Origin of the sequence: Streptococcus parasanguinis, assembly GCF_047465465.1 — a bacterium.
GTDB classification, from domain to species: domain Bacteria; phylum Bacillota; class Bacilli; order Lactobacillales; family Streptococcaceae; genus Streptococcus; species Streptococcus parasanguinis_AI.
Window position 1 is genome coordinate 217,905 of the sequence record NZ_JASGZU010000003.1, and the last position, 15,237, is coordinate 233,141.

Here is a 15,237-nt window from a genome sequence, read left to right on the forward strand (position 1 = left end):
CAGTAAAATTCTATATATTCATTTCATTCGGTTACTAGTTTCAGTAAAATTCCATTGACTTGAAGTAGAGAAAACAGTATACTAGTAAAGCAATTTGATCTTTCAAACTGCCGGCAACAAGGGGAATGAATCCACTTTGAATTGGAATACAGTAGGGTTTGGAGTGGTAGTACTTCACACCCTTATTGTCGTCAGTCACCCTCATAAAAGGGATCTAGACTCTGAATGAGTTGTATAAATATAAAAAAACTTCCTTGGAACAGAATTCCATAGGAAGTTTCTTTGTGTTTGGGATCTACTCTTGTTTCTTTTTGTAAGGGATAAGACTGGACAGACCTGCTAAGAGGCCAAGTCCAAGTAGGGCTAGCTGAGAGGTTTCTTCACCTGTTGCAGGTAGATGAGTTCCTTCTTGAGGGGTGTTAGGAACAACTTCAGGGAGTTCCTCTTTTTGGCTTGTTGTTTCAAGAGGTTTCTCCTCTTCTTTGTTAGAGAGAAGTGCTGATCCCTTTTCTTCATGAGCATCAGTCGTGTTTGCTTTTGTCACGGAAGGAAGAGGGCTGACTGTTTCTTCTTTTTCTGTTTCTGGGGATGGTTGTGGAGTAGGGATTTCTTTGACCTTGTAGGCAAAGATCAAGATGGTTGTTCCCACTTCTACGTTCCCAGTTTGTTCAGCTGCACCGATCCGTTCATAGATGTGGCCGTCGTAGGAGATTTCATCTGGTGCGCTAGCGACGTAATGGGTTCCATTGTCCACATTTGTTGCAACAGCAAGCTCTGGTTGCAATTCAGTGTTAGTATCTTGGATGACAAATCGCGCGATGACCGTTCCCGTAGCTAACTTGTAATCATAGATGACGGTTTTCATTCCCTTAGTGACTGTGCCACTTGGATCAGCAGAATCAGCACGGTGTCCAACTAGATGGTAGATACGACCATCTTTTGTGATTTCTGTTGGGGCCTCACTGGTGTACTTGGTGCCGAAATCTGCCTCTGTAGCGAGGTTTTGCGCCTCTTGCAGATCAGTATCGCCTCCCTCAGTGAGGAATCGTACTCTGACCGATCCTTTGGTGATAGTGTAGGAAATAGCGGTATCAGCTGTTGGAGACTCAGGGCTTGGAAGAAGATAGCCTTTGGTTTCGTCAAGTGGATCCACAAGGTTTAAGACTTGTCCACGAGCATCTTTTGGCTCTAATCCCTCCACGTAAGGAAGGATAGCAGTAGGAGACGCGATGGCGGTTGGATTTGTGGGATCATTTAGATAAGGGATCTCTTTTTGAGCATGGGCTGGTTCTTTACCAGTAGCATAGCTGATCTTATAAGCCCCGACTGGGCGATAGATGACCGTATCTGTGATGTCTGCTGCATCAGCATGAATGCCAGTATGTTCTCCTGCTTTTGTCAGATCAGAAGTGATGGCATCAGTTGATTCTTCTGCTACGACAACATAGTCTTTTTTGACGGGATTTTCAAGAGCTACAAAGCTTGTGCCGTCTTGCGCTGTCCAGTCTTCAAGACTTGTCTCGCCTGTCACCAAATTGATGGTTCCCTTGCGAGTGAAATGAAGGCTGTCAGTTTGATCAGCCATTCCTGCAGGCTGGCGGTTAGATCCATCCTGATCCTCTGTTACATAGGTCACTGTACGGATCACTGTTTCAGATAAATGATCCAGATCAGCCGTTGTTTGACCAGCTGGAGCTAGAGGAGTTGGATAGACACGCCCCTCGCTATCTCCTGGAACAACTTGACCGGCTTGGATGGGCTGTGTTGCAGAAAATTCCACAATTTTTGGTGCCAAGCGGACAATAAACTCTTGAACCCCATCTTCATTGGTGTTGGTAGCGTCGCGGTCAAAGTTTGGTTGTCCGTCTGCATCGAAGCCATTCTCTACTAGTTCATAGCCTTTCTTCAAATAGTTGGCAATGGTTTCTTTTGTAGAGTAGTTGATCTTTTCACCTGTATGACCAACCAAGTCACTGGAACGCTCGAGCTCAACTCCGTTTTCGTCTTGATAAAGAACATGAGCGGCTTCATTGAGTTTGACATAGAGCATATCCCATACATCTAAACTCGGAACATCGATAGCAGCCATCCATTGGCCAGCCCCTCCGTCATAATAAACATTTGCGCTTGTTTCTCGGAGGTTGATGTTGTATTTTCCTTCAACAGCATCGGGTGTTGCCCAGTAAATGCTGGCGTGTTCAGCCTGGTCTTTTGTGATTTTTCCGAGTGGAACAAAAGCTTGAATATTGGTTAGTTTTTCGGTTGTATTCACAGAGCTGTTCCATTTGTTTTCAGTGATGCCGACCAAATTGATCAAGTGAGCAATCCGATCACCTGTCTTGGTTTCTTTTGTAATGGTATAAACGGTTCCAGGTTGAACCCCGTCAGCATTATCTAGGTTGGATCCGATGAAGTTGCCGTTCACCAGTACATTTGTATTGTCTACAATCCGACGAGTATCATGTGCCAAGGTGTCGCGCCCGCGGAGAAGTTCTTGATAAGCAACGATGAATTCTTGGTAGTTGAATTCTGCATTAGCAAAGTCAGCATTGACTGGTAGGTTTTGATTGAGATACCATTCTGCTTGGATCACCCCAAAACCTTTAGCATCCTGAGAAGTATTGAGGGCTGCAGTCGTCATATGGTAACCACCGCTCGCTGCGATGATGGCATCTGTCAGCAATTCGTTGTCTTTGCTGAGGGCTGATGCATTTTTACCACGATGGGTATAGGCTGCGATGATAGGAGATTTCCCCTTGTATAGATCACGCATCCGTTCGGTAAGGCGCGTCAAGGCTTGGTAGGTAGAGTCATAGGCAATGCTATCGCCCCAAACTTCCGCATAAGGTGCAGAGACATTGGTCTTACCTAGTCGATCCGCATCTCCAGTGGAGATATCGTTGATCATGAAATCATAGCCTTCTTTTTTGAGGGCCTCTGTCGCAGCTGTGGCTAGTTCTGGATAGTGTTCGCTCAAAGAGAAGCCTTTTCCAGGTTCACTGACTTTTTCCACCCAGTTAGATCCCATGGTATCCCCTTGCCATCCATCAAAATTTCCTTCTTTCATGGCTTTAGTCATGACTTCAATGATAAATTTTTGCCAATTTGGGTCGCCTGGATCGAGAAATTGTTGGATATCGGTCGCTGTGACATCCCCCTTTTTACCAAAGTTGAAATGGTCTTGTAGATTGCGAACAATGGCGCTTTTCACTTCATTTGGGACCCCTTCTTCGAGGGAAACTGCGTAAATCATGTTATACAGCATGGCTTTGGCACCAGTTGTATGGACATGAGCCACCAGCTCTTTGACGGCTTCTGTATCGATGACAGGTAAGTAGGATTTGCGCTTGTCAGGATCTGTTTCGTTATTTGGAATCAAGAAAGTCGCCCAGTCTTGAGTGAAACGTTCAACATTTGCTGGGAATGGGTTAGCTGGCGTATTGTAAACGTCGTAGAAGAAGTAGTTGTTGATGTGCATATTGGCCAATTGGTCAATACTATTCTTGTAGCCTTCTACCTGATCATTGGTGATGGAGTTGTGATTGTCTTTTGAGCCGGCAACCACCCCATAACGTGGGTAGATCGTCCAGTCATCTTCAACAGCAAGACCCGCTGCCTTATGAAAGGCTTGGGAACCATCTGCTTTCTTACCAAGGACATCTACGATAAATCCAGCATTAGGTGAAAAGACAGTACTTGGAATTGTCAGTTCGCTACCTTCAACGTTTTTCTTTTCATAAATGACCTGATCTAAATGAGAGACAGTGACATCAGATGAAACCACTTCAGGGTTGTTGATAGAGATGCGGACGTCTTCCCCACTTTTATAAGTCGCTTTATCAAAGGTGACGTCGTTGGTGATTTTTGGAGTATTATAAGTAGTTGCTGGAGCTGCACTGACCGATTGAGTGGCAGTTACAGTTGGTGTTGATTCCGATGAAGAAGATGCAACTTCAGTTGTAGCAACTTCCTCACTAGTAGTGGTAGGAGTACTGCTATTGGTTGCTACTGGTTGAGCGGTTGATGGGATCTCAGAAGTCGGATTGGTGTTGACCTCGTCAGCCATGGCAACAGAGCTTAACATCAAGGCTCCAAAAAGGGTAATCATAGAGACTAATGCCTTGTTGCGCTTGCGAAAATAGCCGTGCCCTTTTTCAGAGACACTATTTTTTTGTTGATTCATTTTTTTCTCCCACATACTGTTTGTATAGTTCGTTGAACAGTTTAAAGTAAATTGTTCTATCGATGCCAATAAGTATACGACATTTCACTAGATAGTGTCAATTTAAGAACGAAAGTCTGTTTGAAAATTTTCATGGAAGTGTTAGAAAATGGCCTTAAATAGGGGTTTTTGATTCATAAAAATGAAAAACCAAAAAACGTTTGACACAAAATTTCCCCGCATTTTAAAAATAGTACAAATTAGTGATAAAAAACAAAACAAGGAGAAACGTTTGCATAAGCTGTAAGGCCCATTAGTAAAAGAATTTCTGCAGTTTATTCTATTTTTATTTCTGTAAATAAAGTTAAAAAATTTTTTTTAGAAAAATGAACCGGCAAAAATCAGATGTCAAACGTTTGACATATATAGAAGAAAACTAAAAAGAAAGCTTTTATAAACAAGGAGTTTTATCAAAAAAGAAGCAAAATTTGAATGGAGATGTGAAAAAAATCAAAAAATAATATTGACACATAAGGGGGCAAGTGTTAATATCTCCTTACAAAAATCGACATTAATATTTAAAGTGTTGATTTTTGTAAGGAGAAATTTGAAAAAGAGGTTAGAAGGAATTATATGTCACTAATTAAAGATAGCAAGACTACCAAATATGCCTTGCGTAAAACGTCTGTCGCTTTTGGTTCTGTAGCAGTCGCTACGGTTCTTGCAGTAGCAGGTGCTGCATCTGTTTCTGCAGATGAAGTTGTTTCAGCTACTACAACAGTCACTTCAACAACGGCTACTCCAACAAGATCGACAACTGAGACTAAAGAAGTTGCTGTACCAGATTATTTAGAGACTGCGAAAACCGATGCGGTAACTACTGGACTTGAAGTTACAGAAACAGAAGCAAAGACCCAAGCAGATGAAAAAACTGCTGAGCAAGATTATGCGAAGCAAGCCATTGCTATGGATAAGACCGTAGCAGACTATAAGGCAGAAGTTGCAGCGAATCAAGCAACTTATGAGAAGGAAAAAGCAGTTGTAGATGCGAAAAATGCAGCGGCTCAGGTAGCTTATGACAAGGAAGTTGAAACCTATAACAAAGAGCAAGTTGCTTACGAAAAAGCAGTGGCTGAAAATGCTGCAGCCCTAGCAGATAATCAGGCTGCAAAAGCGGCTTATGAAAAAGCCTTTGAAGAATACCAAACTGCTTTTAAAGCTTATATTGAGTCTGTTAAAGCCAAACAAGCCGTTGAGACAGAAAACAATTTGGCCCAAAAGGCTTACGATATCAAATTAGCCGACTACAAGGAGAAAAAGCGCCTCTATGATGAAGCGCAAGCAGCTTACTTGATTGATAATGAACTATACAAGAAGAAAAAAGCGCAATACGATGATGCTAAAGATGCCTTCAATAAGATGGTTGCAGAGCGTGGTGGAAACCCTGAGAAGTACAAACAAGATTTGACCTTACTTCCAGAAGAGTTGGCAGATGGGGAAACAACGACGCTTTACCACCAAACAACAGGTCTTACTACGTATTTGACAAAAGAAGGTCAATCTCGCTTGTATGGGGACGGTAAAGCTACCAAGATGTATGAAACCAAGAACCTACAAGATTCCGATTTGACAACAACGAACCCATATGCAGATAATGAAATCGAGTGGGCAGTCGTTAAAGTTGGAGACAAGTTCGATGTCACTTACAAGGGTCTTCGCCAGGCTAATATCAAAGAAGGTCGTGATATCAAGAGTATCGCTAAAGTGGTCTACAAGTATGAAGTGAAAAGCTTGCCATCTAATGACGGTCGAGGAATCGTTCAAATTTACAATGATCCAGCGGTAACAATGACGATCGGAAGCTCAACTGACACAGACCAACCCGTCACAGTTGGTGTTGATGTTGAATTTTATGATGAAAATGATCAATTGATTAATTTAGCTAACCATAATGCCATTTTGGCTTTGAATTCCTTAAACCACTGGAATGGAGCTTCTTATGTTGAAAATGACAAACCTCGTGCCCTTCTTGTAGAAGCTAAAGATATCAATGGAAACACTGTTCGTGGAACTTGGGATCCTTATTCAGATGGTAGTAACCCTAGTCTTGATGGAGCAGATGTCGCTGTGAAGCGTGGCTATGCAAACTTCGGTAGCGCTCAAGTCTTTAATGATGCTGATAATCCATTGAAGATCGTTGGTCAAAAAGCAACTTGGGATGGGAATGGCTTCTCAGTCAGTGAAGAAACTGTCCTTGATGTGACGACGGTCAATGCTTCTGGTGGAGGAAATGGTCATTCTATCGGAACAGAAGACTATCAATTTGGGGATAATTCTGATATTGTCGGCACCTATGCAGTTGATGCGGGATCAGGGATTTTGACCTATACCCCACGGATGAAGCACCAAAATACACCTCACGTAGAGTCTGTAAATATTGGAAATAAAGAATTTATTAAATTGCCAAATTCTAGTGTTGACCAAGATCCAACTACAAAAGAAGTATTTGCCAAGGAACAAAACCAGTACATGAACGAAGGTGCAACTTTTAATGCGGATCCTTCAAGTTCAACTAAGGGATGGGATGATCCAAAAAGTCCGTATCTCTACTATGGTGGTGGTGCAGTTGTCTTGAAAGACGGCCATCTTGAGTTCACTGCTAAGGGAGCGAATGCTACGGATGAAGCAACCCTCTATTGGTTCTCAATCAATTCAAATGTTGCCTTTCCACAAGATCCAGGAGAAGAGCCGGTGAAACCAACCGCTCCAACTGCTCCAACAGCCCCTGAAAAACCTGAAATCAAAGATGTTCCAGCTGAAAAGGAAGTTCCTGTTCCGCCGGCTTGTCCACTTTACAAGGTAGAACCAAAAGTTCCTGAACAACCAGTGAAGCCAACAGCTCCTGAATTGGAAAAGGATCCGGTGCTAAAAGAAACTGTAAAACCGACTGTAGAATGGCATAAAAATAATATTCTTGTTACAAAAGAAGAGCCGCAGCCAGAACCACAACCGGAACCACAGCCAGAACCACAACCGGAGCCACAACCGGAACCACAGCCAAAACCACAGCCAAAACCACAGCCAGAACCACAGCCAAAACCACAGCCAAAACCACAACCAGCACCTAAGCCAGAGCCTAAACCAACTATTGGCTACCATACGCCTGCGCCAATGGTAGAGCAAAAAGTTGAAGAAAATTTGGTCTCAGATGTTGTGAAGGTGAAAGAAGTATTGCCACACACAGGTACAGAATCAGCAACCGCTCTTACCAGCCTTGGCTTACTTGGTGTGATCGCAACAGGTTTGGGTCTTGCTCGAAAGAAAAAAGAAGACTAAGATTTTCTTTTAATCCTTTAAAAAAATATCACGATTAAAAACCAGAAGGCACAACCTTTTGGTTTTTTTATAATGCATGAAAAGGGAATTGATGACAATTTCCTATAGGTTCTCCTCCATATTTGTGATACAATTAAACTACTATTATCGAAGGGAGAAACTATGATTAATTCAATTGTTTCACAAGGTTTGATTTGGGCCATTTTAGGGTTAGGAATCTTTATGACGTTCCGAATTCTAGATTTTCCAGATATGACGACAGAAGGGTCCTTCCCGCTTGGAGGAGCGGTGGCGGTTACCTTGATTACCAAGGGGGTCAATCCGCTCCTTGCGACGCTGGCTGCTATTGGTGCAGGATGCTTAGCGGGACTTGCAACGGGCCTTCTCTACACAAAAGGAAGAATCCCCACGCTCTTGTCAGGGATCCTGGTGATGACGTCCTGTAACTCGGTTATTCTCTTTGTCATGCAGCGGGCTAATCTGGGACTTTTGGGTTATAAAAAAATTCAGGAATTTCTTCCTTTTGCCAGTGGGTTTAATGAGATCCTGATTGGTTTAATTTTCGTAACGCTTGTGATCCTTGGTTTGATCTTCTTCTTGGATACACGCTTGGGTCAAGCCTATATTGCGACAGGGGACAATCCAGACATGGCCAAAAGTTTTGGGATCAACACCGACCGGATGGAATTGATGGGCTTGGTCATTTCAAATGGGATTATTGCTCTTTCTGGTGCACTGATGGCTCAACAAGAAGGCTATGCGGACGCTTCACGTGGGATTGGTGTCATCGTTATCGGGCTTGCCAGCCTCATTATTGGAGAGGTTCTCTTTTCAAATGTCACCTTGACAGAGCGCTTGCTCAGTATTGCAATCGGTTCAATCGCCTACCAATTTTTGATTTGGGCCGTGATTGCGCTTGGCATCAATACAAGCTATATCCGAATCTTCAGTGCCTTGATCTTGGCTATCTGCCTGATGATTCCAACCTTTAAGGGAAAAATCATGAAAGGAGCGAAACTCAGTAAATGACAGCAATTGTAGAATTAAAAAATGTAACCAAAGCTGTGAGCAATGGGATGAATGAAGAAAAAGTCATTCTGGATGATGTCTCCTTGGAAATTCGAGAGCATGATTTTATCACGATTTTAGGGGGCAATGGAGCTGGGAAATCAACCCTCTTTAATACCATTGCTGGGACACTTCCAGTTAGTAGCGGGAAGATCTATATTCTAGGGGAAGACGTGACCAACTACTCTCCTGAGAAGAGAGCCAAGTACCTATCTCGTGTCTTTCAAGATCCTAAAATGGGAACAGCGCCTCGTATGACAGTGGCAGAAAATCTCTTGGTAGCGAAGTTTCGTGGAGAAAAACGTGGTTTGATTCCGCGTCACTTGGCAAGCTATAAAGAAGAGTTTCAAACAGTTCTTGCTAAGATCGGCAATGGCTTGGAAAATCATATCGATACAGCAGTTGAGTTTCTATCAGGGGGGCAACGTCAAGCTTTGAGCTTGTTGATGGCGACACTAAAACGTCCAGAACTTTTGCTATTAGATGAACACACTGCAGCCTTGGATCCGAAAACCAGCCAGGCTCTGATGACCTTGACGGATGAGTTTGTGAAACAAGATGCTCTCACTGCCCTTATGATCACCCACCATATGGAAGATGCTTTGAAATATGGCAATCGCTTGATTGTGATGAAAGATGGACATATCGTCCAAGATCTCAATCAAGAAGAAAAAGCCCAAATGGCCATCGCAGACTACTATGAATTATTTGAGAAAGAATAAGATACAAAGGGCGTAGCGGATACAGTCAAAATAGGGAATACGACGCAGAATCTTCAGATTCTAGGAGGATTCATCTTTTTGACACAATCCGCAGCCCGTGTTCATTTAATAAGATACAAAGCCCGTAAAATGCAAAGTGAAAATAGGAAATTCTTGCAGTGAGCGATGCTCACAAGAGAATTTATCTTTTTCACACAGCATTTAGGGCGTGTTCAATTACTAAGATACAAAGCCCGTAAAATGCAAAGTCAAAATAGGGAGTAGGACAGAAGCGATATCACTTAGATTGTTTGATGTGGAAGTAGTTTGTCTGCATGCTAGAGAGTGGGACAGAAATCGGTAATTCGTTAGAATTCGATTTCGTCGTCCCACCTCCGCACAGTTGAGTAGGGCTGTAAAAGCTGGTGAAATCAGCGTAGTAGAGCCCACTCAACCACTGCGTCTTACTCGACAATCCAAAAATAATTGAGAGGCTAGGACTTTTGTCCCAGCTTCTTTTCTTTTTCTTAAATCATCTATAAAACCACATAAAAATAGGAACTAGTTTCAGCTGAAATCGCTTGCAATCACTCAGGTAGGTGAGTATAATGTAGTTAGAAAGATGAAGAAGGGATTGATACCAATGCCTTATCGAGTTAAAATTTAGGTTACTTCGTTTTAGGCCTGTTTTGCTGATAGCTGTTCATGCTCTTATCGTAAAAGAGCAGTTATGTCGTGTGTGTCGGATCGGTTGGACGGTCGGGCAAGCCTGCTTAGTTTGTCCGGAGACATAAGAAAACGTGGAAATAGTAGGTAGAAGCTTTTTATAAAGGTTTTCAAACTTCAATGCGTCCAGTCGAAAGCTCATAAATTTAGATTTGGGATAGCAAAGAAAACCTCTGGTATTTTACACAAATACTATTAAATGAAATCAACATCATAAACATTGTTTTGTTAGCCAATAGGTTAATTGCACCAAGTCAGCGAAGCAGACCAGGCCTCTAGTCCCGTAAGACTGGAGGCCATTTTTTATAAAATACCCAGGAGGAGGTGAGAGTATGGGATTGTCGTATGCGCAAGAATATAGTTGTCGTGACCATTTTCGGCAAAGAGCTTTTGAGCGCTTTGGCGTAGATGATCAGCACCTGAACAGGTGGATCAACCAACACCTCCCCTCCCTCTCTCCTTATGATAGTAATGCGGTTCAACCAGCTAATACAGAAGCCTATGTAGCCAGTGATGGTGTCATCTTTGTCTGCAATATCAAAAGTCGGGAGTTTATCACCTGTTTTAAGGCGGTTAATTACCAAGAATCTAAGGAAGAAGAGGAAGCCTATACGGACATTCACGAAAACAATGTCGCTTCCTTCAAAAAAGATGTGAACCACCTAGTCAATCGCTACCGACTCAAGGAAGCCAAAGAGCTGTTTGAAAACATTGGGGAGGACTTGGATGATTTTTATCGCCTGTCCCAAGCAGTAAAGAACGGCCAATTGAGCGAGCGAAATAGTAAGCGCCTAGAGGAATTGTTAGGCAAGTTTCATGTGATCAAGGCAGCTATGCGGATCATTGAAAATAAACGGGGAGATTATCATCTTTAGGGTCTTTTCCCCCTAAAAATAGGCGCCTAGAAGCCCTCTCATCTACTTCAGATGAGAGGACTTTTTTGCTGTGGAAAGCTTTTTGAAAAAAAGAGAAAAAAATTGTATAATAGAGTGGATATGCAAGTATTTGCAAAGCTGTAATTCGACTTGGGCAACCAAGGACCGTAAGTATTAAAATAATCACACTAAAGGAGACAACAGTGAGTAGTATTAAATTAGTCACTCTTGGCGGTGTTCGAGAAAATGGAAAAAATCTCTACGTTGCCGAAGTGAACGATTCAATTTTTGTCTTGGATGCAGGTTTGAAGTATCCAGAAAATGAGCAACTTGGGGTGGATGTCGTCATCCCCAACATGGATTATCTATTTGAAAATAAGGACCGTATTGCGGGTGTTTTCTTGACCCACGGTCATGCGGATGCCATTGGGGCCTTGCCTTATCTTTTGGCGGAAGCGAAAGTCCCTGTATTCGGGACAGAGTTGACCATTGAGTTGGCTAAACTCTTTGTCAAAAGCAATGACAGTGTGAAGAAATTCAACGACTTCCATGTCATCGATCAGAATTCTGAGATTGATTTTGGTGATGCCGTCGTATCTTTCTTTCAAACAACCCACTCCATCCCTGAAAGTATCGGGATTGTGATTGGCACTCCTGAGGGCAATATCGTCTACACAGGAGACTTTAAATTTGACCAAACTGCCAGCGAGTCGTACGCGACAGACTTTGCTCGCCTAGCTGAGATTGGACGCGAAGGTGTGCTTGCCCTCTTGAGTGATTCGGCTAATGCGGATAGTAATATTCAAGTTGCCAGTGAGCAAGAAGTGGGCGATGCTATCTTAGATACGATTGCAGACTGGGATGGTCGTGTCATCGTGGCGGCGGTAGCCAGCAACCTTTCTCGGATCCAGCAGGTCTTTGACGCTGCGGCTGAGACTGGCCGTCGAGTGGTCTTGACAGGGTTTGATGTGGAAAACATCGTCCGCACAGCTATTCGCTTGAACAAATTGTCTCTTGCCAACGAAAAACTCTTGATCAAGCCAAAAGAAATGAGCCGTTTTGAAGATCATGAATTGATCATTTTGGAAACAGGCCGGATGGGTGAGCCGATCAACGGTTTGCGCAAGATGTCGATTGGTCGTCACCGTTATGTGGAAATCAAAGATGGGGACTTGGTCTACGTCGTCACAACACCATCTATTGCTAAAGAAGCTGTGGTGGCTCGTGTGGAAAACATGATCTACCAAGCAGGTGGCATTGTCAAATTGATCACGTCAAGCTTGCGCGTGTCTGGTCACGGAAACGCACGGGACTTGCAGTTGATGATCAACCTTCTTCGTCCTAAATACCTCTTCCCGATCCAAGGGGAATACCGCGAATTGGATGCCCATGCACGAGTAGCGATGGAAGTCGGTATCTTGCCTGAAAATATCTTTATTCCAAAACGCGGCACTGTGATGGAGTACGAAAAGGGGGACTTCGTCCCTGCCGGTAGCGTCTCAGCTGGAGATGTCATGATCGATGGGAATGCCATTGGTGATGTGGGCAATATCGTCCTTCGTGACCGCAAGGTCTTGTCAGAAGACGGGATCTTTATCGTGGCGCTCACCGTGAATCGCAAAGAGAAGAAGATTATTTCCAAAGCGCGCGTGCACACCCGTGGTTTTGTCTATGTCAAGAAGAGTCGGGATATTCTTCGTGAAAGTTGCGAATTGGTCAACCAAAGTGTTGAAGACTATTTGGCACAAGACAGCTTTGACTGGGGGGAATTGAAAGGTTTGGTGCGTGACAACTTGTCTAAGTTCTTATTTGAACAAACCAAACGCCGTCCAGCCATCCTACCAGTCGTGATGGAAGTGAAATAATAGAAGAAATGGAAACGCTTGGCAGCCAGAGGCTTGCCGAGTGTTTTTAACAGTAGAAAGAGGAAATCAAATGGCAGTTATGCAGATTGAGTATTATTCAGAAGCCTTGAAGATGGAGTGGGGCGTGTCCGTCCTTTATCCTGATGCATCGCGCGTGGAAGATCCAGCGGATACGGATATCCCAGTCCTTTATCTCTTACACGGGATGAATGGCAACCACCATTCCTGGTTGAAGCGGACTAATGTGGAACGCATTTTGCGCAATACCAATCTAATCGTGGTCCTCCCCAATACCAATAATGGCTTTTACACAGATACCCAGTATGGCTACAACTACTACACGGCCATTGCAGAGGAATTGCCAGAGACTCTTTCTCGCTTCTTCCCTAATATGACCAAGAAACGGGAGAAGACCTTTATTGCTGGCCTATCCATGGGCGGCTATGGATCGATGCTCTTGGCTCTCAAGACAAATCGTTTCTCTCGTGCGGCTAGTTTTTCCGGTGCCCTAAGTTTCCACGATCGAGATTTTGAAAACAATGACTTGGAACAACCAGCTTTTTGGAAGGGGATCTTTGGAGAGATTGAGGATTGGACGACCAGTCCCTATTCGCTAGAGACTGCTGCCAAGAAGTTTTCAGATAAGAAGACCAAACTCTGGATCTGGTGTGGGGAGCAGGATTTCCTTTATGAGGCCAATAATTTTGAAGTCAAGGAACTAGAAAAGTTAGGTTTGGATGTCACCTATACCCACAGTCCAGGCAAGCACGAATGGTTCTACTGGGAACGTGAGTTGGAGCACTTTTTACAAACCCTACCAATCGACTTTGAATTAGAAGAACGGTTAAGCTAAGATACAAATAGATTGGATATCAGTCAGAGCATTTGTTCTGGCTTTTTCATATATATAGGAAGAAAGGCTAGAAAGGTCACTTATTCATTTCAGTCCTGCTTTCTTTGTGGTATAATAGGAACGATTGAAAAATGAGCTAGAAATAGCGAACAAGATAAGAGGAGAGAAAAATGGCAAAAGATATTCGTGTGCGTTATGCACCAAGTCCAACAGGGCTACTACACATCGGAAATGCTCGTACAGCATTGTTTAACTACTTGTATGCGCGCCACCATGGTGGAACCTTTATCATCCGTATCGAAGATACGGACCGCAAACGTCATGTCGAAGACGGAGAACGTTCACAGCTTGAAAACCTTCGTTGGTTGGGCATGGACTGGGATGAAAGCCCTGAGACGCACGAAAACTACCGCCAATCAGAACGGCTACCACTTTATCAAAAATACATCGACCAACTCTTGGCGGAAGGAAAAGCTTACAAATCTTACGTCACTGAAGAAGAGTTAGCGGCTGAACGTGAACGCCAAGAAGCTGCGGGTGAAACACCTCGCTATATCAACGAATATCTCGGCATGAGCGAAGAAGAAAAAGCTGCTTATATCGCAGAACGTGAAGCAGCGGGCATCATTCCAACGGTTCGTTTGGCAGTGAATGAGTCTGGTATCTACAAGTGGCATGATATGGTCAAAGGCGATATCGAGTTTGAAGGTGGCAATATCGGTGGGGATTGGGTCATCCAGAAGAAAGATGGCTACCCAACTTACAACTTTGCCGTTGTGATCGATGACCACGATATGCAAATCTCTCACGTTATCCGTGGAGATGACCACATTGCCAATACCCCAAAACAGCTCATGGTTTATGAAGCGCTTGGATGGGAAGCACCAGAGTTCGGTCACATGACTTTGATCATCAATTCTGAAACTGGTAAGAAGTTGTCTAAACGGGACACCAACACCCTTCAATTTATCGAAGATTACCGTAAGAAGGGCTACCTTCCAGAAGCAGTCTTTAACTTTATCGCTCTTCTTGGTTGGAACCCTGGTGGGGAAGATGAGATCTTCTCTCGCGAAGAGCTCATCAAACTTTTTGATGAACATCGTCTCAGCAAGTCTCCAGCTGCTTTCGACCAAAAGAAAATGGACTGGATGAGCAATGAGTACATCAAGAATGCGGATCTTGCGACCATCTTTGAAATGGCCAAACCATTCCTTGAAGAAGCAGGTCGTTTGACTGATAAGGCTGAAAAATTGGTGGAACTCTACAAACCACAAATGAAGTCGGTGGATGAAATCGTTCCATTGACAGACCTTTTCTTCTCAGACTTCCCAGAATTGACAGAAGCTGAGCGAGAAGTCATGGCTGGTGAAACTGTGCCAACTGTACTTGAAGCCTTCAAAGCAAAACTTGAAGCCATGTCAGACGATGAGTTTGTGGCAGAAAATATCTTCCCACAAATCAAAGCGGTTCAAAAAGAAACTGGGATCAAAGGGAAAAATCTCTTTATGCCAATCCGTATCGCCGTTTCAGGTGAAATGCATGGTCCTGAATTGCCAGATACCATCTATTTACTTGGACGCGAAAAATCCATCCAACACATTGAAAGTATGTTGGAAAAAATCAGATAATTATCAGAAAAGTCCCTATTAAA

At 43.4% G+C, this 15,237-nt stretch carries 8 protein-coding genes; 7 read left to right on the top strand and 1 reads right to left on the bottom strand.

What is annotated here, in order from left to right; all coding sequences use genetic code 11:
* Positions 1–295 precede the first annotated feature (295 nt).
* Positions 296–4,183: a glycoside hydrolase family 66 protein gene (locus QM351_RS07125; protein WP_414327087.1), complete on the bottom strand. Its 3,888-nt coding sequence runs from the start codon at positions 4,181–4,183 to the stop codon at positions 296–298.
* Positions 4,184–4,795: 612 nt separating this feature from the next.
* Here QM351_RS07125 and QM351_RS07130 point away from each other — a divergent pair.
* The 7 genes from QM351_RS07130 (at position 4,796) to gltX (ending at position 15,214) form a co-directional block, all read left to right on the top strand.
* On the top strand, positions 4,796–7,498 hold the full coding sequence (locus tag QM351_RS07130) for a GbpC/Spa domain-containing protein (RefSeq protein WP_414327088.1): 2,703 nt from the start codon (positions 4,796–4,798) through the stop codon (positions 7,496–7,498).
* A gap of 162 nt (positions 7,499–7,660) precedes the next feature.
* Positions 7,661–8,527, top strand: coding sequence for an ABC transporter permease (locus QM351_RS07135; RefSeq protein ID WP_003008955.1), 867 nt, complete (start codon positions 7,661–7,663; stop codon positions 8,525–8,527).
* Entirely contained in the window at positions 8,524–9,288 is a 765-nt protein-coding gene (locus tag QM351_RS07140; RefSeq protein ID WP_021154011.1) for an ABC transporter ATP-binding protein, read from the top strand. The genes QM351_RS07135 and QM351_RS07140 overlap by 4 nt, the downstream gene beginning before the upstream one ends.
* Positions 9,289–10,325: 1,037 nt before the next feature.
* Positions 10,326–10,868: a hypothetical protein gene (locus QM351_RS07145; protein ID WP_070590225.1), complete on the top strand. Its 543-nt coding sequence runs from the start codon at positions 10,326–10,328 to the stop codon at positions 10,866–10,868.
* A gap of 203 nt (positions 10,869–11,071) precedes the next feature.
* Positions 11,072–12,733 (top strand): ribonuclease J, encoded by a 1,662-nt coding sequence (locus QM351_RS07150; RefSeq protein ID WP_003008950.1) that lies wholly within the window; start codon positions 11,072–11,074, stop codon positions 12,731–12,733.
* Between the two features lie 70 nt (positions 12,734–12,803).
* A complete protein-coding gene (locus QM351_RS07155) occupies positions 12,804–13,586 on the top strand; it encodes an alpha/beta hydrolase (protein WP_195623595.1) in 783 nt (260 codons plus the stop codon).
* A 170-nt stretch (positions 13,587–13,756) separates the two neighbouring features.
* The gene (gene gltX / locus QM351_RS07160; protein ID WP_414327089.1) at positions 13,757–15,214 is read left to right on the top strand and encodes a glutamate--tRNA ligase; all 1,458 of its coding nucleotides are present in this window, start codon (positions 13,757–13,759) and stop codon (positions 15,212–15,214) included.
* The last annotated feature ends 23 nt before the right edge of the window (positions 15,215–15,237 follow it).

Excerpts from the sequence above, each read along its gene's own strand:
- QM351_RS07125 (WP_414327087.1), bottom strand. The coding sequence starts at position 4,183 with ATGAATCAACAAAAAAATAGTGTCTCTGAAAAAGGGCACGGCTATTTT.
- QM351_RS07130 (WP_414327088.1), top strand. The coding sequence starts at position 4,796 with ATGTCACTAATTAAAGATAGCAAGACTACCAAATATGCCTTGCGTAAA.
- QM351_RS07135 (WP_003008955.1), top strand. The coding sequence starts at position 7,661 with ATGATTAATTCAATTGTTTCACAAGGTTTGATTTGGGCCATTTTAGGG.
- QM351_RS07140 (WP_021154011.1), top strand. The coding sequence starts at position 8,524 with ATGACAGCAATTGTAGAATTAAAAAATGTAACCAAAGCTGTGAGCAAT.
- QM351_RS07145 (WP_070590225.1), top strand. The coding sequence starts at position 10,326 with ATGGGATTGTCGTATGCGCAAGAATATAGTTGTCGTGACCATTTTCGG.
- QM351_RS07155 (WP_195623595.1), top strand. The coding sequence starts at position 12,804 with ATGGCAGTTATGCAGATTGAGTATTATTCAGAAGCCTTGAAGATGGAG.
- gltX (WP_414327089.1), top strand. The coding sequence starts at position 13,757 with ATGGCAAAAGATATTCGTGTGCGTTATGCACCAAGTCCAACAGGGCTA.